Consider the following 23,757-nt stretch of genomic DNA (forward strand, 5'->3'; position numbering starts at 1 on the left):
ATTTACTTTGGGTATCTTTTGTTGACCCTTTGCACAGTTCAACCGCCATACCAAAAAAAGAAACGAATCAGTTGCAATTCTATTCTTAAGCCATTAGAATGAACTCTTTTGAGATATGCTTAGACATAGACATGGCGGACAGGATTTGCTAACTACGATATGAAACCTTACATTCCATTGTACGTAATGTAATATTTACCATTAGGGTGTAGAGGAAACCGTTATTTATTTTGATTACAATGAGGGATATTATGAAAAAACAATTTATGGTACTTGGTCTTGGACGATTCGGTTCAAGCTTGACACACACACTCATTAAAAATGGGCATGAAGTGCTCGCTGTAGACAAAAGCGAAACTCTTGTTCAGGAGATTTCAACGGTGGCAACCCATGCGGTACAAGCAGATTGCACTGACAAATCAGTCCTTATGGAGCTTGGGGCAAGCAACTTTTCACACGCCATTGTCGCGATCGGCGAAGATCTGCAAGCAAGTATACTAACCACTTTGTTATTGAAAGAACTTAATGTGCCCAAAGTAACAGCCAAAGCAAAAAATGATAACCATGGCAGTGTGCTTAGCAAGATTGGTGCGGATCAGATCGTTTATCCTGAACGTGACATGGCCACAAGGCTGGGAAATCAGCTTAGCTCAGACAACATTATTGATTCCATTGAATTGTCTTCAGATTATAATCTGGTCGAGATCAAAGCTCCCTTAAGTATGAATCAGAAGACATTGCTAGAACTCAATATTCGGGCTGAATATGGATGTACTGTTATCGCCATCAAAACAGGGAATAACCTGAATATCTCACCCATGGCGGAAGACACAGTCCGTGCGGGAGATATGCTCTTGTTAATAGGTAGTAACGATGACATTCGAAATCTGGAGAGCGATTATGAGCCAAAGAGATAAACGCGTGATGGGAACTCCGACTCTGACAAACATTGAATCGATTGTAAACAAGTTGAAAAATAATATGAGCCCTCCACAACTCATCATGATGATCTTCTTCACTCTCATCTGGATCGGAGCCATATTGCTTGCACTGCCGATATCTTCAAGTACCGGGAATTCCATCGGTTTACTTGATGCCTTGTTCACAGCAACCTCCGCTATATGTGTAAATGGGCTGATTGTCTTGGATACAGGGAGTGTCTTTTCAACATTCGGACAGGTCATCATCATGATTTTAATTCAGGTTGGTGGACTGGGTTTCATGACACTAGGTGTAATGGTTGCCATTATTCTGGGGAAACGGATTGGTTTGAAACAGAGGCTTCTTATTCAACAAGCCACCAATACCTCCTCTGCTCAAGGTCTGGTTAAGCTATCCATGTATATTGTACTTATAGCCTTTGCTTTTGAAGCTCTGGCAACCGTGGTTCTTACATTGCGCTGGCAGAGCGATTTGGGATGGGGACAAGCTTTCTATTACGCCATATTCCATTCCATCTCTGCCTTCAATAATGCGGGTTTCTCTCTTTGGAGTGATAGCCTTACCCCATTTGTTGGTGACCCGATTGTTAATCTTACAGTCATTACGCTCTTTATCATTGGCGGCTTGGGTTATATTGTGGTTGTGGATGTATTCCGCAAACGTTCATGGAGAAAGCTCTCCCTTCACTCAAAAATTGTGTTAATCGGTAGTTTTTCTCTGTACTTGTTTGGATTTCTCACCATTTTTTTACTCGAGAGTTGGAATCCTTCTACGTTTGCTGATTTATCTTACAGTGAACGTATATGGGCTTCTCTATTTCAGGGTACTGCTCCTCGAAGCTCTGGATTCAATACCATTGACATTGGAAGTATGTTGGCCACATCCCAATTTTTCATTATTATCCTAATGTTCATTGGGGCTTCTTCCGGCGGAACAGGTGGAGGAATTAAAATCAATACTTTTGTGGTCCTTGTTCTTGCAACCATACAAACATTTCGGGGCGGCGGACAGATTCATGCTTTTGAGCGTAAAATTGCAGAAGAAACAGTAATGCGTGCACTCGCTGTTGTCTTAAGTTCTCTCGCCTTTGTGCTTGGGATCTCCATTCTGCTATCCATATCCGAAGGCATTCTTGAAAATCATTTTCTGGATGTTCTGTTTGAAGCCACTTCAGCATTTAGCACCACTGGACTCTCGATGGGTCTGACAAGTGAGTTGAGTGTTGCCGGTAAAATTATAGTCTCTATTACGATGTTTGCAGGACGATTGGGACCATTAACTCTGGCTTTCGCACTGGCTCAGAAGAAACGCACATCCAAAATCGGTTATGCAGAGGACCATGTCCTTATTGGTTAACATTCCTGACTACTGACATGTTAATCTTATTGCGGAAAAGTAATTCCTTTTTATTTCAAAACAAGTTCAATAGCAAAACGCCCCCTTATCGCAAACGACAGATGTCTGCTTAAGGGGGCCTTTATTTATATATTTGCTTACAGAAGATCCATAATAAGAACATTTACCGAATGAGCTGACAAACCAACGATCACTGATTCACCATTCAATTTTATCTCCTGTTCTTGGGGAATCACTTTCTCATCATTCTTCTGATTCACATTTGGAATATGTACCAAATGATCTTCTCCAGTAAGTGTGATCAGTCTGGCTGAAGCATCAACCTTCAGATCCTGAAGGCAAATCCGGGTTGATTTATCTACACCATCTGCATTGACCAGTTTCACATACACATGACGTTCATCTTTCGTAACAGAGTGGAATACTTCCCGGTTGTAAGCTTCCAGCTTGTAATCCAGAACCTTGCTGATATTACGTCCGTCTGTATAGGAACAAATCAGATTTTTTCCTGTATCCCCACCATAGTTAACCATGATTGTATAATCGGTCCCATTCTCGAGTGGTTCATAATTGGCCGCTCTCAGGTTACCTGCTGCCGAGCTGGATGAATAGTCTCCCAGTGTATAACCTTCAATCCCTTGTTTGTACACCTTCACGCCTGTTGCATTCCCGCCGTAACTGATTGCGTACTCGATAACATCCTTGTTCTCAGGTGAGATATCCGTCAGTCCCACGCCAATGTAAAAACCATCCTCACCCGAGATTCTCTCAGCCTCAACGTGAACTTTGTAGTTGGTCCATTCGTCATTCAGCAGATACAATCCATTCAATCCACTTGATTGTGCTTTCAAAATGAGTCCTTTCCCTTCGGTTAACGTGTATCCTTCCGATCCGGGAATCTGGTTCCATGCCTCACTAGGCGCTGTACGTTCCCTGAAATCTTCATCAAACATCAAACTGCCATCCACATTGGACGTGACCGTGACACGTTTCACCACAATGTCTGCATTCCCTGTTGCAATTTCGATGCCGCCACGCGGAATGAGACTCAGCGGTTTGCCTTTGCTGTAGGTGGAGAATGAAGTTTCAAGCACCTGATCCCCTACATGTTTTGCAAAAAGCTGCTGTACATAATAATTCGGTGTATACCATACTGTTTCATCATCAAACCAGATGCAGTCTGGCGTCCAGCGATAGGTACCGTCCGTTAGTACTTTGTTGAACAATGGCGCATAGGCAGCCAAACGAACAACGTCTGCATTATTTTCAAATCCGGTCATAATCGCAGCTTCCGCAACCGCACCTGCCAGCGTGTTTTTGTCCGTGGAAGCATATTCTCCAACAAACACTTTGGATGTTTCTTTCCAATCGATACTTCCATCTTCATGATAAGCCCGGTCATAATAGTTGTATCGATCTACGTTATTCAGCAAATATTCATTGGAGCGGTAGTAGTGCTCATCTGCGATGGTGTCCATATAATTGTCCTGATTTTCATACCAGGTTACCGTCTCCTCAATCACCTCAGTACCATCGGCAAAAGCCACCTGAGCTGACCCGGTGAGGTTCCCGCTGAGGAATTTCCATCCTTCCTGGTACGCATTATCATCCGCCTGAGCACCAACCGTCGAGATAATGTGCAGCTCATGATCAGGATAGTTCTGTTTCATGTAGTCATCTATCGAACGTTTGAATACTTCGAAGTTGGCAAAAAACTCAGTGCCCCAGTTCTCATTACCTACGCCCAGATAACGAAGATCAAACGGTTCAGGATGTCCCATCTGGCTTCGTACCCCCGCCCATTCGTTGTGTTCAAAATCTGTACTGAGCGCAAAGTCGATCAGGTCTGTGAAGTTGCGGATATAATAATCCCTTAATGCGCCACCCGCAGGATGAGCATAATCCGAACGTGCCTGACATAACACACCGCAAGCCATCACTGGAACCGGAGCAGCATTCAGATCCTCCGCCAGTTGGAAGTACTCCATATAACCGAGGCCCATCGTCATCATGTAACCCCAGACATTATAATTCTCTTTGCGCAGCTCAACTGGTCCCACAGAATCCTTCCAATCGTATACGTTGTCCCATATAAAGGACCCTTCCGAGATACATCCTCCCGGAAAACGCAGGAACTTTGGATGCAGATCTGCGAGTGCCTGAATTAGATCTTTTCTCAAGCGATAGTTCGGATTACCTGTGTAGTTGGCATGTGCTGTAGCGGATATCCCTTCTTCTGTCGGATCAGCTCCCCATACATTCTGAGGCACTAAGGACACCATATCGACGGAGATATCACCTGCAAACGTAAGTGCCAGTTGACCAAGTATAGTCTCCGTTCCGATCAGAGACAAACCGTATTTCTTCCATGTGTTCCCGCCTTCAACATGCAGCGTTACCGAATCACTGATGGAAGTGTCTTCTCTATCCTGCAATTGAACAGTGATCGTTCCTGCCAATTCTGCTTTTGCCCATACGGTAAAGTCATATGATTCACCCTGCTTGATGGACATGGCACAATGCTGGTTAGAGTCTGAGAATCCACGATTCCGAATCGTTGCCCCATCCTGAACCGTGACATAATAAGCATTTACTTCAGGATCTTCCACGTTAAAGTGAACGTTTAGTCCATCCGTATGCTGCACGAGCATTTTATCCGTATCGCCTGACCAGGCAAACAAAGGCTCACGATTTCGACCTGTCGAACAACCACACTCTCCAGAGTCATGCGAGTATGTATCAAATGCAAAAGATTCAAATGATCGATTCTGGACAAGCTCCGCATAGATACCGCCATCTGCGGCGTTATTAATATCCTCATAGAACAAACCATACATCACTTCACTGATGTCAGCCACCTTCTGATCTCCATGGATGGTGACCGTATAAGGCGGAAGATGCGCAGGCACAACAGACACGTCAAAGTTTTGGCTCAGCTTACGATCACCTCTGTTCAGAAGCGCACGGAGCGTAACCTCTTGTGCTGATGTAATTGCCTGAACCTCTCCATTCTCGGACAGGACTTCCGGATTACTGGAACTCCACTGAACCGTCACTTTATCACCCAGCAAATGTGCGGGCAGTGACACATCTTTGGTGATAATTCGGTTGGGGAAGAACAAATACTTGTCTGCCGCAAGCTTCACAATCGCTTCATCTGTCAGTGATTCACACATTACTTCAATCACCTGATCCATGGTGAGCGCTGCCCCATAGATTCGAAAGTCGGACAACGAACCTGCAAAATCCACATCCGCTGCGTATTGGGAGCGTCCAATATAATTCTGGTTATAATTCTCAGGGTCCTTGAACGTATCAAACCATTTGCGCAGTTTGGCATAATTGCCACTGGACGTCTGACTGATCGAACCGTCTGCGGTCTTCTCCCCGTTCACATACACAATCGGACCTGCACTGCTGAGCGTCCCCCCTTGGCTGCCTGCCACGGAGAGTGCAATATGCATCCATTCACCGCTTGCAACTCCCCCACTTGGGTGAACAACCAGATTATCTCCGGCATATAACGTACCCAGAAGCTGACGTGTCAAAAATAAATACGGTCCCTTCTCCCCTTTACCAAAGTCAAAAATGCGTTCCCACACATTGGACCCCTTGCCCAGAAACACCCAAGTGGCAATCGTAACTCCTGTGTTATCGCTTACATCCCGAAGCAGATTCGAGGGTAGTTGCAGATAAGAAGTTCCATTCGCTCCCCCGTTGAAAGTCACCGCGGATCTTCCTTTCAACTCGGATACCACAGGTAGGATCTCACCTTTGGCTATACCATCATGTCCCTTACCGGAGCTGTCCTTCCCGATCTGACCGGCATCTTCGAACGTGTATTGTGCGATTAATTGATTTTGATATGTGCTCATGTTCTTACCTCCTATGTAGTTGGGAATTGTCGGTTCACGCTTTTGATTCGTATTAATATAAAATGATTGATAAATAGTTAAACACATTTCTTAAACGTAATAATATCGCATCATCGATCCCCATTTCAATCCTAAATTTGAGAAAGACAACTGGTTTATTTGAATGTAATGACCTTTATCGGCTCTTCCCGTCTCTTATTTATTTTTCATTTTACTCTTATAAACATTAATTTTATGGTTTACAAACATATAAATCAATTGATAATATAACAAATGAAAGCGCTTGATATAATGAAATACTCAAAGGAGGTCTGCCGAACCTTTTATCGTGTGCTGCCAAGTATCGGTTGATTTTTCATTCCGGGGAATAGGAAAGGGGAAACGTATGAAACGTTATTGGGTTCGAGTACTTAACATTTCTGTGCTAAGCACCACTCTACTTACTGCAACAACTTTGGCACCGGTCTCGGTGTTCGCAAATGGTTCAGGGGCAACCGTGGCTAACTCGCAGACTTCCACCACACCTCTCGCAAATCCTGCTACATCATTCAAAAATGTTTCCGTTCATGACCCATCTGTCATTAAGGTGGATGATACGTTTTATATTTTTGGTTCACACTTGCAAGTGGCCAAGTCTAAAGACTTTCTGAACTGGGATCTCGTCGCATCGGGTGTTACGGATAACAATCCTGTTGTCCCCAATGTAACCAAGGAATTCGCTGAAGCGCTGGAATGGGCGCAGACAGATACGTTATGGGCAGCAGATGTCATTCAATTGGCGGACGGCAAATTTTATATGTACTACAATGCTTGTAAAGGGGACTCTCCGCGATCAGCGCTTGGCATTGCTGTCGCGGACAATATCGAAGGCCCTTATAAGGATCAAGGCATTCTGTTGAAATCCGGCATGTGGGATCAGATCAGTGAGGATGGTACCATTTACGATGCAACGATCCATCCCAATGTGGTCGATCCTGATGTCTTTTATGATAAAAACGGCAAGTTATGGATGGTGTATGGCTCGTATTCCGGAGGGATCTTCATTCTGGAGATGGATGCAACGACAGGTAAACCACTGCCAAATCAAGGTTATGGCAAGAAGCTGACCGGAGGCAATCATAGTCGTATTGAAGCCCCTTATATGCTCTACAGTCCCGAAACCGATTATTATTATCTGTACCTGTCTTACGGTGGACTAGGTGCTGATGGAGGATACAACATTCGCGTTGCTCGCTCCCAATCACCGGATGGGCCTTTCCTCGATGCGGAAGGAAACGATATGATCAACGTTAAAGCGGACAAGGATAAACCGTTGTTTGATGATCGTTCTATTGAGCCTTTTGGAGTCAAATTGATGGGGAACTTCCTGTTCGAGAGACAGATCGGTGATCCGGGCACAGGCCTAGGTAGCGGCTATGTATCGCCAGGGCATAACTCTGCTTATGTTGATCCGGAGACTGGCAAACACTTTCTCATCTTCCATACCCGCTTTCCAGGGCGTGGCGAAGAGCATGAAGTTCGCGTACATGAGATGCATATGAATGCAGACGGTTGGCCCGTCGTTTCTCCATATCGCTATGCGGCTCTGGGAGAAGATATCACGCAGCTGACAACTCAGGAGATCGCTGGTCAGTACCAATGGGTGAATCATGGTAAGGACATCACAGCGGACATCAAGCCATCCCAGACCGTTCAGTTCACGACAGATGGGCAGATTCATGGTGCCGTGACAGGAACATGGAGTCTTGGTGCAGACAACAAGGTTCAGATCACTTCGAATAACGTTGTATACAAAGGCGTCTTCACACATGAATGGAACTCGGAATCTCAAAGTACGGTTCTGACCTTTAGCGCCCTCTCCTCCTCCGGGATTGCCATCTGGGGAAGTCAAGGTGTTGAACGGAGTGATCAAGACATTGTAGATGCAGTGAAAAAGGATCTGAACATTAGCAATACGGATCACGTGTTCTTCAATCTGTCTCTGCCTACCAAAGGAACAAGTGATACAGACATTACGTGGAAAAGCTCCAATGCTTCGGCTCTATCCACTACAGGTGTAGTGCAGCGACCACGCGCTGGTAAGGGCGATGCCAAAGTGAAATTAACCGCCACGATTCGTAAAGGAACTGCGGTAAGCTCCAAAACGTTTAACGTTATCATTCCACAGCAAGCGGTAAGCCCATTGCTCGGGGAGTATACTTTTGAACACAAGAAACTTGGCAAAGTCGCACAGGATTACAGCAAAAACGAATATCACGGACAAGCCTTTAACGTGGTCAGTTCTGCTGCAAGTGGCAAAAATCAGGCTGCCACATTTAACGGAACCGACAGTTACATTCAGTTACCTGAACTCGTTACAGACACAACAGATTTCACGTTTAGCGCTTGGGTTAATTGGGATGGCGGCGGGCCCTGGCAGCGTATTTTCGACTTTGGAAATGGCTTGACGAGGCATATGTTCCTTACACCATCCCAGCATAATGGGGCATTACAATTCACCATTCATAATGAGGGACGGGATCAGAGCATCATTGCCGCAGATCCACTGCCTTCTAAAGAGTGGGTTCATGTTGCTGTAACCCTTCAGGGTGATGTGGGTACTCTGTATGTGAATGGTACATCGGTTGCAAGCAGCACTGAGATCACCTTTAACCCGAAAGATCTGCAGGTAACCGAAGCTTATGTAGGCAAGAGTCGTTATACGGCTGATCCGTTCTACAAAGGCAGCTTGGATAATGTAAAAGTATATGATAAAGCTTTAACAGCCAAGGAAATCCAGCGTCAGGCCAAAGAAAAGCCATAAGTTAGAGTCCTATCATAGGCGTTGGACTCCATAGCGAACAAACCTATAAAGCAGCCAATGTAGAACTGCATCCATTTGTTAGAGACGACTAACAGCGGTGTTGCAGTTCATTACATCAGGCTGCTTTATTGTCACTTCGAATAATGAATGACCATGTTTAATTTGTTCGTCTTAGCACCGGAGTTAACATAGGCGTGAGGCTTGTCCGCTCCAAAACGGATCGACTCCCCTGAATTCACCGTATAATCTTCCGCCCCTACTCGAATCGTAACTTCACCTTCAAAGACCGTAATAAATTCTTCCGTACCTTCGATATGCGGTTCAGCATTCAACTCAGACTTAAGATCCATCTCCATCATATATATTTCAAAACGACGACCCTCTTCAAAAGGAAAATGCGGATAAATCCGAACCTTTCCCTCATCCTCCATCAATACTTGAATATCATCCCCCGTTACAACGGTAGTATCTGACTTTGGCTCGTGAATCAAAGCAGTGAAGGAGGTTTTCAGGCCATTAGCAATCTTCCATACGGTTGCAATGGATGGATTGGATTCACCACGTTCGATCTGACCAAGCATGGTCTTGCTAATACCAGACATTTCGGCGACCTTGTCCAGACTAAGTTTTCTTTGTTCCCTAAGCTGTTTGAGGTTCTGAGCAAGAATACTATTAATGTTTTTCAAAATCCATCCTCCTCATTTTATATTTATGTTGTGCTTTATAACGCACATATTGTACAATAATAAAGACCGTGCGCTACAACGTACATTTCAGGCCATTATATCACACAACTAAGAAAACGTGGAGGAACCATGAACATTATACCTTTAGTGACCTATGCAATTATTGCTTCATTTACACCCGGACCCAACAATATCATTTCCATGACGCATGCCAAAAATCAGGGGTTCCGCAAGACCCTTCCGTTTATCAGTGGAGTTGCAGCCGGCTGCCTGCTAATTATGTTTCTGTCCAGTTATTTCAACCTTATTCTTCATCAATATATTCCTAGGATCACACCCGTTTTGAACCTGTTGGGATGTTTGTACATGCTTTATCTGGCAATCAAAATTATGCGAAGTAAACCTGCAGATACGGAAGAGAACAAGGTCAATCATTATTCATTTCTATTTGGGTTCACCCTGCAATTCATTAATCCCAAAGTCATTCTGTATGGACTTACGGCCATATCCGTTTTTGTCCTGCCTCTTGGGCAGTCCCATGTACAATTAATCGTATTTTCCTTGCTGCTCACCTTTATCGGCATTAGTGCCAATATGACCTGGGCATTCGGTGGTCTGTTATTCCAGAGCTTTCTATTGCGATACGAACGTCCAGTTAATATCGTCATGGGTATGTTGTTAATTTACAGTGCATTATCAATACTGATGTAAAATGCAATAGAAAAAGCGTCCACTCATTTGATGAGCTGAACGCTTTTATTTTTTTATCCTAATTCCGGTCTCCACCATGGATGTGTAGGGTATTCCTCCGTATGAAGCACAACCTTCTCGCCGATTTTAGGTGTTGCAATCTTAACTTGCAAGGCATGTGCAGCCTTCGTAATCCGTTCAACCGGTTCATTCCAGGCATGATAGGCCAGCGTAAATGCGGCCCAATGAATCGGGATGAGCAACTTACCCCCTACATCCAAATGTGCTTGTACCGTTTCTTCCGGCATCATGTGAATGTTGGACCAACGCTCGTCATATTGCCCACATTCCATCAAGGTCAGGTCAAATGGACCGTATTTACTGCCAATTTCCTTGAAATGAGGACCGTATCCGCTGTCCCCACTAAAGAACACTTTTGTATGTTGTCCAGCGATAACCCACGAACACCATAAGGTAGAATTACGGTCGAATAATCCTCTGCCCGAGAAATGTCTTGCTGGCGTGCAAGCCAATGTTAGACCTTTGAACGATAACTCATCCCACCAGTTGTGCTCGGTAATCTGTTCCGAAGGCACACCCAGTTGAATCAGCCGACGACGGACGCCAAGCGGCACGATAAATCGCTTTGTTTTATCCTTCAATCTGCGAATGGAGTCATAATCCAGATGATCATAATGGTCATGCGATATAATGATTGCATCCAGCGTTGGGAAATCCTCCGGTTGAATTGGTAGATTGGTGCTGTAACGTTTGGTGCCCACCCAGGACACGGGGGATGGACGATTGCCCAGCATCGGATCAAAGAGCAACCTGTGCCCTTCAATTTCGAGTAAAAAAGCCGAATGTCCGAACCATGTAACCTGTGGATTATCGGATGCACTAAAGATTTCAGCGGGTTCACATATCTCCATAGGCATCGTGCCAGATGGCCTCCGCTCTACATTTCCACGCATGGAATCTCTCAATATACTGATCAGGGACTTGAAGTTCATGCCTGCTGATGTCGGGAGCTGATTTTCGTATTTTGTCATTGTACATACCTTCTGTTCTATATAATCAATCTAGGTTCAATATTTGGATGAGAACTATTCATATCGTAGCTATATATTAATTCATTGGCCGTTGATATTCAATTTTCACTAGAACACGCCCATTCCCCATGATCGGAAATAAACTCAATTAAGATAGAATTAAGACTCTGTTTTCTCTCCTATAAGATTGGGCATATATGATAGAGAAAATACATGGAGAGTATGTGAGAGAACATGAAGAAATGGCGTAAAAGATTAGTTAAGTTTTTGATATTTGACCTCGCGGTAATTCTGTTACTTCTGGGTGCAGGCGTGATCTACCAACAAGTGGGTTTAAGGCAAGATGCCAAAATACTCGTCCCCCCTGGAAAGCTGTACGAAGTCCATGGAGACAATATGCATCTATATACTGGTGGAGAAGGCGATGTAACAGTCGTGCTCGCCTCCGGCTGGGGGACCGCTAATCCCTATGTAGATTATTATCCATTATATGAAAAGCTTGCTCCCAACACAAAATTCGCTGTATATGATCGATTTGGCTATGGATATAGTGATCAGACCGATAAGAAACGTGATGTCGATACCATAGCTGAAGAATTACACGAGTTGTTGCAGGTATCTGGACAGAAGCCACCTTATGTATTAGTTGGGCATTCGCTCGGCTCGCTGGAAACCATCCGTTTCGCACAAAAATACCCGGATCTCGTCAAGGGTATCGTCATGATTGATGGCGGAAGCCCCGAATATTATTCGAATGACGATGACTCTTTGGCAGACACAATTGGTGGTTTTGCGAATAAATTCCGTATCCACACCGGACTATTCCGCCTCTCCATGCAATCTGACTTGGTTGTCGAAACATCCAATGCCAATCGTAATGAACTGAAACTTGTACCCGACGATCTGAAAAAATTGGATACAACTGCGCTGTTGCACAACTATGGCAATGCAAACACGTTGGATGAATTACGTGAAATAGCTGAAAATGGCAAAGTGGTTGTAGATCACAAGCAAACCTTACCGTTTCCACTCACCATACTGACGGCTGATTACTTTGGTGCAAGTGAGCCCGAATGGGATAAAACACAAGTAGAATTCAAATCTTGGTCAGATGATTCGAAACAGGTAACCATTAAAGATACCGACCATTACATCCATCAATATCATCCTGACCTCGTTGCCGATGAAATATTGGCCCTGGTGAAGAAGTAACGTACACTCTACTAAAGTAGGGCTATGTTATATCATGAAAGAAACCCCAAAGATTCTCTAATATCTTTGGGGTTTTAAGTATGAGATTTATTGTGCTTTCGCCAGTCTTGGCCGTTGAGACCGGAAATCGCTGAAGGCTTGTTCAATTTCAGATGAGCTGAGCCGGTGACGGTAAAAGTACTGCTGCATCGCCTCCATTTCGGTTCGATCGCCATTGTAGATGTTATCAATTCTTCGAATGACTTGGTTATATAAGCTCTCACGTCTGGAGTTCACAGGCTCACACAACCAAAAGTTCGTTCTCTTCACATCACCTGTCTTGGTCCAGAGCAAATTCTCATATCGGATGACATCCCAGTCCCAATATCCAGCATGAATCTGCTGAAGTTCCGTCGTAAACATATCGTATATCAAGTTGGGAGGAATGTGTCCATATGTCACACGGTACTCTTTCAGTTTGTATGCTTCAATCCACTCTGTCAGGGTGTACTCACCTGGTGAATACGCATACAATTTAGGTGCATAAGAATTACTCTGCAATGCCCTAAGTGCTTCACTTTCCATCTCCCCATCCAATCTTGCACGTGAAGCATATACCTTGAGACAATAGTCTTGCAATCTATATGCAACCGAGCTATTACTAATAAGCGAAGCCTGTAGAGTGAGATGGCCATTTTTTTCGTAGTGCAACAGCATCTTTTCAATGTTATTGTCAATGGGATTGATGATGATCATAATGATGTCTCCTTGATTAAAAATAAAATATAAACCGTTTTCGAATTGGTTAAAAATTGTACTAATACATTCTATATTACCCTTTTATATTAGTATGAACATATACAATTTTGCCGGAACATGAAGTATTTGCTCTGAAATTCATTCTTTGAACCGCCATATTCCGGCTACATTTTTACTCTAAAGGCTGTAACCCGTTTCACGTCAACACCAAAAAAGATAGAATAAATATGCAAAAAAGCGATGCGTCCTTAGAGTTAAGGGACACATCGCTCTTATATAATATTTAATTATTATTGTTAGTGAATGGATTAATGCATAGGACCTTGTTGTCCTGACGTTGATCCTACTTTGACCCGCTTCACGAAGAGTGAAGTAATCAGACCGATAATCGACAGAACCAATGCGAATACAAACGCATTCTGTACACCTGACGTGAAACCTGCCAGTTGATTTTCTGGACTTTCCGGATTCGCCACTCCGCTCAAAAAGCGGGATTGTCCTGCGCTCAGAATACTTACCGCAACAGCCGTACCGATCGCTCCGGATACCTGTTGCAACGTATTCATGATGGCAGTACCGTGAGGATAATACTCACGTGGCAATTGGTTCAGACCATTCGTCTGTGCAGGCATCATAATCATCGAGATTCCGACCATCATGAACACATGCAGCGTAATAATTTTGGCCAGTGTCGTTGTTGGTGTAATCCCAGTGTACATGAAGAGTACAACCGTCACGACAGCCAGACCAATAATCACAAGCCACTTCGGACCGAACTTGTCAAACAGTCGACCCATAACCGGAGACAGTAAACCATTCAGCAAACTGCCCGGCAATAGAACCAGTCCGGCAGTTAACGCTGTAACGGCCATACCTTGTTGCAGATACATTGGCAGGATCAGCATGGATGACAGCATCATCATCATACAGATGAATATCAGGATCAAGCCAATCGTAAACATCGGATATTTGAACGCTCGCAAATCCATCATTGGCTGTTTCATTCTCAACTGACGGATACTGAATAACAGTAAGGACAACACACCAATAACGAGAGTGGCAACAACGACCGGACTCGTCCAGCCTCCGCCAGTTTCCCCGTGTCCCCCTGCACTACTGAAGCCGTATACGATACCACCAAAACCAAGGGTAGAAAGGATAATGGACAGTACGTCAATTTTGGGCTTGGTCAATTTCGAAATATTCGGCAAGAACAACAAGCCGCATACCAGTGAGATCAGGAAGAACGGCAAGGAGATCCAGAAGATCCAATGCCAGCTCAGATTAGCCAGAATCAGACCGGAGATACTCGGACCGCTTGCTGGTGCAAACATGATAACCAAACCAATCAATCCCATGGCCGCTCCACGTTTTTCAATCGGGAAAATAACCAATATGGTGTTAAACATCAGTGGCAACAATAGCGCTGTACCTATCGCCTGTAGTACCCGTGCCACCAACAGAATTTCGAAGCTAGGTGCAAGTGCAGCAACAAATGTTCCTGCAATCGAGAAAATCAGGGACGTTGTGAACAGCTGTCTGGTTGTAAACCATTGCAACAGCATACCGGATACCGGCACCAGGATTCCCAACACAAGCAAGTAACCTGTGGTTAACCATTGAATCGTTGTAGGTCCAACTTCAAGCAGACCCATAAGTGGTGTCAAAGCCACGTTTAATGCCGTTTCACCAAACAGACCTATAAAGCCGCTCAGCAGCATTGCGAACAAAATCGGAAATACCTTGTATTGCTTAGTTTCTTGTTGATTCTGTGCAGAATCAGCCTTCATGGAAACCTCCACGATCCCATCCTCCTCAAACGTATCGAACTTTCTTTTTCTCTGTCTCTTGCTATAACTTATTGAATCTGTTTGGCGTTCTTCGTCACAACCGACAAATACTCAGCAGCCGTCAGCAGAGGCTGTTTATCTTGATTTGTCAGGCTGATAATCAGTGCTCCCTCCATCAAAGAAATGATCAGAAGTGCCGTCTCCCGCGCCTTCTCTTCACCAACGCCATCCAGAATCAGATGTTTCTTAATGACATCCTGCCAATCTGCAAATACACCCTGACATGCAATACGCAACTGCTGACTAATACACGAAGTCTCCACAGCTGCCCAGAAGCTGAATGGCAGAAATCCGGTAAACCCTGCTGCTTCTGTTTCATGAGCCAAATCATGAATAAATCTCTGAATGGCATCCCCCGTATTGTCGTGGGCTGCAAATGTTTTCTCAAATGTCTGCAAGATTTGTTCATTGGCTTTTTGAATACACTCGTGCGCGAGCTCTTCCTTGCCTTGCGGGAAATAATGATACAACGACCCTTTCGGCGTACTACTCTCTTTGATGATCTGATTCAGACCGGTCGCATGATATCCTTGTGAAAAAAACAGTCTCGCTGCTGTGCTGACAATGGACTCTCTAGCATTAGACTTTTCACTCAACGAAAGCCACTTCCTTCAAATAATTATAACAATCGGTCTATATAATTAAACTCGTTCAGATAAGGACTGTCAATCATTTTTATTTCTAATTTTATTTGAAAGCATTTTCATATCAGAGTCATCGTAACATCCTCTTTTTTAATTATTACCTTTTATACATTTCATTCTGAGAAAGTAGGGAACTTTTCCCTGTCTTCGAATAAACATACATCAGTGCGAATCACACTTAATTTCGATTTTTGAGAAAAGGAGTGAGAAACTTGGCAATCCTGCTAACTGGACCTATTGATAATAGCCCCGTAAATGGGGTAAGGCCAACTCAGATCGTTTCCATTAAAGTTGAAAATCAGAATGCCATGAACGCCGCAACTATACTTGTCCAGGGATATTCATTAATTACAAGCAGAGCTTTATACGTAAGTGAGCAATTCACAATCTTACCCGGTGCTGTTGCTACACGAACTTATTTTGCCGATCTTAACAGTTTCGAATACGTTATTACAGTTACAGGAGCAACCCCTGAGGACATTTTGGTTTCTTTTTGGGGGAAAAACAGCGCAGGCTCTTTGGTTGCTGCTCACCGGCTCGTTTATTCCGAATTATTTGGCAGCGAGAATTTTAATGGAGCTACCGGGGCTACAGGAGCTACAGGCGCCACAGGTATTACCGGCTCTACAGGATTTACAGGTGCTACGGGCATCAGTGGAGTTACTGGGACGACAGGTGCCACGGGTGACACTGGCGCGACAGGTCCTACCGGGGCTACGGGCATTACCGGCTCCACTGGACTTACCGGAGTCACAGGCGCGACAGGAACCACGGGTGACACAGGACCATCTGGCGGTCCGGAGGGCCCTACCGGAGCTACAGGTGCGACGGGGACTACGGGCAATACAGGTGCCACTGGAACAACTGGCCTCGCTGGAGCAACTGGAGCGACTGGTGTTACTGGCACCACGGGTGCAACCGGAGCCACGGGCACAGTCCAGCCAAATCCTTTTGATGTATATGTTTTACAAGGCGCAGTGGGCGGAAATGGAACACAGGCCAGTCCTTTTGGAACGATTCAACAAGGTGTAACCGCGGTATCTCCAACAGGAACCGTTCATATCCTTGGTGGCACATACCCAATCACTGCGAACATTACCATTAATAAAGCAGGAATAACTCTAAAAGGCTATCCTAGTACAATCATCCTGTTACAAGCTGCTGTTATCCCTTTCACTATCATTGGAAGCGGAGTAATTGTAGACGGATTAACGATCACGAGTGATAATCCTTATGCTGTTGAGTTTATTCAATTAGGCGGAACCAACCACACCGTAATAAATAATACGATATTCGGTCCTCCTCAAGCTGGCCCTTCTTCAGGTTGGGTTGTCAATCGTGGTCTCGTGACTCAGACTGGAAATATGACTGGTTTGCTTGTACAAAATAATATTTTTTATTCCTTACGTCAGCCAGCCTACTTTAACCCTAATACGACTGGAGAAGTTATTAGCAATGTTGTTTATAATACCCGAGGATTTGTTAATGACCGGGCCGTCATGGTCTTCTCTGGGAATTCATGGGGCAGCCCGGTCAATGCGGTGGATATTGCACTGCTCGTAGGTACAATAACAGGGCCCCCTTTCGATCCGATTTCCGCCCTGAGCGCCAACAACAGTACAGCAACGATTCAGGATTCCAGATAAGAATCAATACTCGTTCTTACAAAGCGCCTAATCAAAACAGCCGCCGATTTGGATGTGGAACTCCAGATCGAACGGCTGTTTTTGGATGAGTAGAGCATTATTCCATTATTAATTAATAGGTTACATAACCTCCGTAGGTCACGGTCCATGTATAACCTGTCTGACCATCAACGGATTGTAGTGTAAGTTGTCCCCGATATGGATCAACATTATAACTTGCTGTCATCGGAATATCACCAAGCGTTGGAAATTGAGACTTAGGTAGAATGATTTGCCAAGTTATATACTTTTGTGCGTAAGGTACTACTTGTGTACTTTCTGGTAAACTACTGATTGAAGTTGAGAGGGTTCAACCGTTCGTTTACCTGCCCACACGTCTTGCACGTAGCGTCCTTCGGCCTGAAGCTGAATGAGCCAGTCTTTCGCTTGCTGCATCGTTGCTCCCTGCACCTCCTGATATGATTGCTGTAAAGTCTCTTCTACCGCAGGAGCCATCTGGCTTCCATCCCCGCATACGTAGAGTTTTCCTTCGTTCATCAGCATGTGAATCAACTGTTCGGAATCCTCCTTCATCAAATGCTGTACATACGTTTTGGGCTTGCCATCCGCACGAGAAAAAGCAGTGTGTAGCTTAACAATCCCTTCCCGTTCGAAATGCTCAAGCTCCTGACGATATATGAAATCTGAATCATTCCTGCACCCAAAGAACAAATGCGCTTCACTCAGTGGCAAACCTCTCTGTTTCATGACCGCTCTCGCCTGGAGGAAACCTCTGAACGGTGCGACCCCCGTCCCCGGTCCCACCATGATCATGGGTACGTCAGCCTCTTTCGGCAAATAAAATTCGGATTCCGACGTACGTACAAACATCAGAATACGTTCTCCGGATGGACAACCGGCAAGGTAAGATGAAGCAACTCCCTGGTATTCGCCTTTGCCACTCCATGCAGGCTCTCTTACTACCGATACCGTTATGCTCGCTTGCTCGGTATTCAGGCTTGGCGAGCTGGATATTGAATAATATCTGGGCTTAAGCGGAGGCAATAGTTCAAGGAACCTTTCGAATGGCAGCTCACACGCCTCATACTTTTCTAGCAGGTCCAACATCGTGATTCGATTGGCAAGAATATAATCCTTGTAGCTGTTTTCATCCAACATGCCTTCCAGTTCACGCTTATGAGGTGGACATACCGTATGATTAGCTAACTCCTGCAGCTGTGTTCTGGAAACCGGTGTCTGCAATTCCACACAATGAGCGAGCAGCTCATGAATCTTGACGGGTCTGTTCAGTGGTAGGTGTGTAAGATGGCTGACGTCCGAAGTTAATTGGATCGGAGTATCCCGACGTAGTCCGAACCGACTGAGTATCCGATCCACATTCTGCTTCTGATTGCTAGGCAACACACCGAGATGGTCGCCTTCTCTATAACTTATGCCTTCAGGCAGTAACACTTCGATGTGACGCGTGCTTCTTCCACTTCCCATCGCTTGAAGCTCTTCATTGACTACAATCGTGGCATAGCTGGCATCAAAAGTTCGTGCAAGTGGCATATCCATTTCCTCACTTACAAACTCCATTTGAAGTCTGCTTGTGCTTGGCTTGGAGGATTTGATTGCTTCCTCGTTAATCCCCAAGACACTCAACACCTGAGGCCACAACATAAGCTGCCACGCCTCAACTTGTTTCTCCATATCACCTCCGGCATCGGCTTCACAGCGGGATAACAGTCTTTTACCTCCCAATTCTTCAAGCTTCTCATCTATCAATCGAGGAATGCTCTGGTACGTTCCGGACCAACTCCGATCTCCACAGCCCAGAACTGCATAGTTTACATCCCTTGCTTCCTCTGTCTCTGCTCCCTTCAACCAGTCTACAAATGCCGTAGCATTTTGCGGAGGTTTACCGTTATACGAAGCAGTGACGATGAGAACGACACCTTGGCGAGGTATGCGGCCAACCCACTCATTCAGAGTGGCTGCTTCACTTGGGATTCCATACAAACGCCCTTTCTCCACAAGCTCTCGGGCAATGCCTTCTGCCGTTCCCAGATTGGAACCATATACCACCAGGAGCGAAGGGTTACCATCTGCTTCAACGGCCAGGATTTCTCCCCTCCGGCTGTCACTTGCTATATTTTTATGAACAACAGGAGCAGGTTTCTCTTCCACGGATACGGTAGACTTATTCATCTTTTGTGACACCTTGCGCTCTTTCACCTGGATCCGGAAGTCTCCCGGCTTCAATGTCAGTGTCTGTTTGACATCCAACTCATAGTTGCTATAATCGATCAGCTCAAAATGTTTGAGGACCATGCCAAGCACAAGTGTTGCTTCATATAAAGCAAACTGCATGCCGATACACGCTCTCTCCCCATTACCAAAAGGTTTATACGCATGATGAGGCACTTTCGCCGTATCTTCAAATCGCTCCGGACGGAAAAGTTCCGCATCCTCTCCCCAGGCCCCTTTATCACGGTGAAGCTGAGGCAGAAGAATACTGCAACTCTCCCCTTTTTTCAAGGGATATTTGCCACCTATGACGGTGTCTTCTTTGGCACAAACGTCAAATCCCGGGGCGGTTGGGTATAGACGGAGCGACTCACTGAGAATCATGCGAATATAAGAAAGCTGAAGAATTTCCTCGTACTGCGGTGAGTCACTGACCATGATCCGATCTACCTCGCCATACGCTTTTTGAAGTGATTCCGGATTTTTCAATAAAAAATATAGGGCAAAAGATAACAAACCACTCGTCGTTTCATGTCCGGCAATGAGAAAAGTAATAATCTGATAACGGATGTTCTCATCATCCAGCGTCTCTCCGGTTTCCGGATCTTTGCCATTCAGCATACGTGCAAGCAAGTCCACCTCACCAGGTTCTGAACTCGCTTTACGTTCCTCAATAATCTGATCTACCAGAGAGAACATTGTCTGTATATCGTCCTGGAACTGCCGTCTGGTTTTGACCATCAGCAGGTTTTGAATTTTCAAACGTGAACTCTTCTGCATAGCTTCATTTAATGCCCGAACCATACTTTCAATAAAAGGGCTGTGGTCCTGTCTGTAAAAACTGTTAAACCGATAATTGAATCCACATAGTCCAATGGTATCCAACGTAAGGCGTGTCATATCATCGGCAACATCAATCGTATCGTTGGAATTGAGGCGTACCCATTTGTTGATCAACTGTTCGGCAATATCAACCATCATGGGATGATAACCTTTCATGGCCTGTTTGCTGAAGGTGGGAAGCAGAATGTTATGGGCCTTTTTCCAATTGGGCTCCGATGTTCTGCTTGTAAATAAACCATCGCCTCCAAAGGCACGTACATTTTCGAGTTCATTGTATACATATTTGTCAAAACGGGACACATCGCACAACTCAGCGACAAGATCTGGCCCAGATACGATTAAACCGGAATAACCGGGAACGGTAAGTCGATATATTGGACCATGCTGTTCAGCCAGAACACCTAACGACAACGTTGGTTTATCTTTATCTATCAAAGGCAGATTGCCAAGTGGTCCATACATTTTGGGTTGTGGAATGTAAGTTGCATCACTCATGATGATCACCTCTTAACTGTACACCGTGGAGCAAGGTATTCGTTAGCCATATGATGGCTGCTCTGCTTTCATTCATAAGTGATCTCTCCTTTAATGATTTTATAAATGATAGAAATATGTATCATTTGATAAAATGATAAACCATAATTGATTTAATATCAAATTTTCTTCCGGCTGCATTCCCTCTCATTGAAATCATTCAACGTTTAGGCTGAAAACAACAAGTAGAGGATTGCATATGCAATCCCCTACTGTGTGAACTTGTGACGCTATGATTCTATGACGCTTATTCATTTAATCTAATGATGACTTGGCTCATCCCATTTCTCGAAATTCAATTCATTATTAATGCTTACCGCAGACAATGCCCCCAGAGACGCAGCCGTGATTGCCTGATACAACTCGGATGCTGCATCACCAGCACTGTATACACCCGCTACGGATGTTTTGCCGGTAGCATCAACGATAACCGTTCCTGACTCTGTAATTTCACAACCGATGGCCTTCGGCAGTTCTGATCCGGTAAACAGTTTCGGTTGGAAGAAAACTCCTGTGCATGGAATCGCTGTACCGTCATTTAGTACAACTTGCTGTACCATCCCTTCTTCAGAGTTAATGGATTGAATCGGTGCATCGAATACAGTAACATGATGCTGCTTAAGCTCTTCACGCTGCTCATCAGTTAAGGAATCTGATCCATTCGTACAGATCGTATAACGTTCTGTCCAGCCGGATATGACTTTTGCCATATGTAACGCCTTATCTCCACTAACGATGATGACCAGCGATTGGTCTCTTAACTCCCATCCATCACAATATGGACACACAAACGCACTTTTACCGTAAATCTCTGTTAATCCGTTAATATCCAAGGGAAGGTCTTTCTTACCTACCGCAAACAAAATCTTTTTCGTGCGATAACTTGCCCCCTGAGTAGTCTTGATTAGAAAATCACCATCGTTACCTGTTATCGCTGTTGCCGTATCGGATGCAAATTGAACTGAGGGATACGCTGCAATCTGTTCTTTGGCTGCTTTGCGGAATTCGCGTGGACTAGCCCCATCTCTTGTCACAAACCCATGAGTCTCCCTTGTTACCCAGTTTCGCGGTGTCTCATCATCGATGACCACAACGTTCTTACGGGCCCTGCCGAGTACTAGGGCTGCATTAAGCCCCGCTGGTCCTCCACCAATAATAAGTACATCCAAGAGTTGATTCATATTACTCATATTATTCACCCTTTCCAGACATTTAATATCTCTAATTAAGTTTTAAAAATAACCTCCGCTTTCTCTTAAGAAAGTAATATCGGAGAATTACAGGAACACATTCAAACAAGACTATTAAAGATATCTTATATCTACAATAATCAAAACCCAACCATTTTGCAACATATATCTTTAACTACTTTCTTCAATCCAGCCTGTGTGAGTTGAATAAAAGATTATTTACACTTACACTACAATGACAGAACAAACTTTAAATCACTGTTATACCCTGATTTTTCGATTCTCTCCTGTAACACAGAAATAATTATTTAACAATTAAAAAAAACCTTGTTTTTAAATTGTTCACAATCAAATGACATTATTTTAAATACTAAAACGTTAATTAAATCACATAGTGTATTGAATGGTATAATAGCGACATAATATATAAGTATAGATATAGGAAGTGAGTTCTTGAAAACATTGAATAATGGTTCACAGACCAATATCAGCCTGGAGTATAGCTCGATTCCGAAAGTATTCTTCGATACGATCAAAATCGGAATCATCAAGTCCAACCTGATCGCCATGTTTGCGGGTTTAAGTTTGGCTTTATATGTATTTGATGCTTCAATCTTAGCTAATATTGTACCAATCATCCTTTCCTTTATTGGGTCTTCTCTCATTATTGGAGCTGCAGGGGTGTTTAACAACTTGTATGATCGTGATATCGATGCGATCATGGAACGTACGAAGAAACGTCCTACCGTTACGGGACGCGTAGATACCAAGTCGGGTCTAATTCTCGGTATTGCAATCACTATCATTGGGGGCATCATGTTGTACATCGCTTCCCCATCCGCTGCTGTATTTGGTATTTTGGGTCTGTTGCTTTACGTGTTCCCTTACACGATGTGGACCAAACGTACAACGATCTACAACACGGAAGTGGGAAGTCTTTCGGGTGCTGTGCCTCCGCTCATCGGTTGGGCAGCCATTTCACCGGAACTGGGTCATTTCGAGATCTGGGCATTGGTCGTTACGATGCTCTTATGGCAAATGCCTCACTTCTACGGGATTGCGATTCGTCGATTTGACGAATACAAAGCTGCTGGTGTTCCCATGCTACCCGTTGTTAAAGGTATTAGACGGACATACATTCAGACAAATGTGTATCTGGTACTGTTACTGATCTCCAGCTTTTTATTTTGGCCAATGAGTCCATTTGTCGCTATTGTGGCATTTCTGGTTAGCTTGGCCTGGCTCATTCTTAGTGTGGCTACCTTTGATAAGAAAGAAACAGAGAAATGGTCCAAACGGATGTTTATCTTCTCCATTAACCATATCACTATTATCTTCCTGGTCATCATTGCGTATTCCTTGATTGCTCAAATGATGAGATAAAAATATTCCATCGTTCCACTCGTTATAACGATAAAAGCCTTACAGACTGTACTCTTTCAAGGAGTCGTCTGTAAGGCTTTTTTG

The 23,757-nt window shown here is 44.3% G+C and carries 15 protein-coding genes; 7 read left to right on the top strand and 8 right to left on the bottom strand.

Going from position 1 to position 23,757, the window contains the following annotated elements; translation table 11 throughout:
- Positions 1-251 precede the first annotated feature (251 nt).
- Both QF049_RS09755 and QF049_RS09760 read left to right on the top strand, forming a co-directional pair.
- Positions 252-917, top strand: a complete 666-nt coding sequence (locus tag QF049_RS09755; protein ID WP_091016628.1) for a potassium channel family protein — start codon at positions 252-254, stop codon at positions 915-917.
- Positions 901-2,298 (top strand): TrkH family potassium uptake protein, encoded by a 1,398-nt coding sequence (locus QF049_RS09760; RefSeq protein ID WP_307536949.1) that lies wholly within the window; start codon positions 901-903, stop codon positions 2,296-2,298. The genes QF049_RS09755 and QF049_RS09760 overlap by 17 nt, the downstream gene beginning before the upstream one ends.
- 137 nt (positions 2,299-2,435) lie before the next feature.
- Here QF049_RS09760 and QF049_RS09765 read toward each other — a convergent pair whose 3' ends face one another.
- The gene (locus tag QF049_RS09765; protein ID WP_307536951.1) at positions 2,436-6,173 is read right to left on the bottom strand and encodes an alpha-L-arabinofuranosidase C-terminal domain-containing protein; all 3,738 of its coding nucleotides are present in this window, start codon (positions 6,171-6,173) and stop codon (positions 2,436-2,438) included.
- A gap of 385 nt (positions 6,174-6,558) precedes the next feature.
- Between QF049_RS09765 and abnB the strand changes: the two genes are divergently transcribed.
- Entirely contained in the window at positions 6,559-8,976 is a 2,418-nt protein-coding gene (gene abnB / locus QF049_RS09770) for an arabinan endo-1,5-alpha-L-arabinosidase AbnB (RefSeq protein ID WP_307536953.1), read from the top strand.
- A 131-nt stretch (positions 8,977-9,107) separates the two neighbouring features.
- Here the strand turns inward: abnB and QF049_RS09775 are convergent, their stop codons facing one another.
- Positions 9,108-9,662 carry a helix-turn-helix domain-containing protein gene (locus tag QF049_RS09775; RefSeq protein WP_307536956.1) on the bottom strand — a complete coding sequence of 185 codons (555 nt, stop codon included), beginning with the start codon at positions 9,660-9,662 and terminating at the stop codon, positions 9,108-9,110.
- A 129-nt stretch (positions 9,663-9,791) separates the two neighbouring features.
- Between QF049_RS09775 and QF049_RS09780 the strand changes: the two genes are divergently transcribed.
- Positions 9,792-10,373 (top strand): LysE family transporter, encoded by a 582-nt coding sequence (locus tag QF049_RS09780; RefSeq protein ID WP_307536958.1) that lies wholly within the window; start codon positions 9,792-9,794, stop codon positions 10,371-10,373.
- 53 nt (positions 10,374-10,426) lie between these two features.
- On the opposite strand, the gene QF049_RS09785 is transcribed toward QF049_RS09780, so the two are convergent.
- Complete coding sequence (locus QF049_RS09785; RefSeq protein WP_091016640.1) at positions 10,427-11,404, bottom strand: MBL fold metallo-hydrolase; 978 nt, start codon at positions 11,402-11,404, stop codon at positions 10,427-10,429.
- Positions 11,405-11,638: 234 nt separating this feature from the next.
- On the opposite strand from QF049_RS09785, the gene QF049_RS09790 reads away from it, so the two are divergent.
- Entirely contained in the window at positions 11,639-12,616 is a 978-nt protein-coding gene (locus QF049_RS09790) for an alpha/beta fold hydrolase (protein WP_307536962.1), read from the top strand.
- An 87-nt stretch (positions 12,617-12,703) separates the two neighbouring features.
- Here the strand turns inward: QF049_RS09790 and QF049_RS09795 are convergent, their stop codons facing one another.
- The 3 genes from QF049_RS09795 to QF049_RS09805 all read right to left on the bottom strand — a co-directional run bounded on the left by QF049_RS09795 (position 12,704) and on the right by QF049_RS09805 (position 15,800).
- Positions 12,704-13,351 carry a protein kinase family protein gene (locus QF049_RS09795; RefSeq protein ID WP_307536964.1) on the bottom strand — a complete coding sequence of 216 codons (648 nt, stop codon included), beginning with the start codon at positions 13,349-13,351 and terminating at the stop codon, positions 12,704-12,706.
- A gap of 311 nt (positions 13,352-13,662) precedes the next feature.
- Positions 13,663-15,144, bottom strand: coding sequence for a DHA2 family efflux MFS transporter permease subunit (locus QF049_RS09800; protein WP_307543165.1), 1,482 nt, complete (start codon positions 15,142-15,144; stop codon positions 13,663-13,665).
- A 68-nt stretch (positions 15,145-15,212) separates the two neighbouring features.
- Entirely contained in the window at positions 15,213-15,800 is a 588-nt protein-coding gene (locus QF049_RS09805; protein WP_074094904.1) for a TetR/AcrR family transcriptional regulator, read from the bottom strand.
- A 260-nt stretch (positions 15,801-16,060) separates the two neighbouring features.
- On the opposite strand from QF049_RS09805, the gene QF049_RS09810 reads away from it, so the two are divergent.
- On the top strand, positions 16,061-17,494 hold the full coding sequence (locus QF049_RS09810) for a right-handed parallel beta-helix repeat-containing protein (protein ID WP_307536966.1): 1,434 nt from the start codon (positions 16,061-16,063) through the stop codon (positions 17,492-17,494).
- A 303-nt stretch (positions 17,495-17,797) separates the two neighbouring features.
- On the opposite strand, the gene QF049_RS09815 is transcribed toward QF049_RS09810, so the two are convergent.
- Positions 17,798-21,061 carry a bifunctional cytochrome P450/NADPH--P450 reductase gene (locus QF049_RS09815; RefSeq protein ID WP_307536968.1) on the bottom strand — a complete coding sequence of 1,088 codons (3,264 nt, stop codon included), beginning with the start codon at positions 21,059-21,061 and terminating at the stop codon, positions 17,798-17,800.
- 299 nt (positions 21,062-21,360) lie between these two features.
- A complete protein-coding gene (locus QF049_RS09820; protein WP_307543167.1) occupies positions 21,361-22,281 on the bottom strand; it encodes an NAD(P)/FAD-dependent oxidoreductase in 921 nt (306 codons plus the stop codon).
- A 462-nt stretch (positions 22,282-22,743) separates the two neighbouring features.
- On the opposite strand from QF049_RS09820, the gene cyoE reads away from it, so the two are divergent.
- Positions 22,744-23,673, top strand: coding sequence for a heme o synthase (cyoE, locus tag QF049_RS09825; RefSeq protein ID WP_036608378.1), 930 nt, complete (start codon positions 22,744-22,746; stop codon positions 23,671-23,673).
- The last annotated feature ends 84 nt before the right edge of the window (positions 23,674-23,757 follow it).

The organism is Paenibacillus sp. W4I10 (assembly GCF_030816325.1).
In the GTDB taxonomy this organism is placed as follows: domain Bacteria; phylum Bacillota; class Bacilli; order Paenibacillales; family Paenibacillaceae; genus Paenibacillus; species Paenibacillus amylolyticus_B.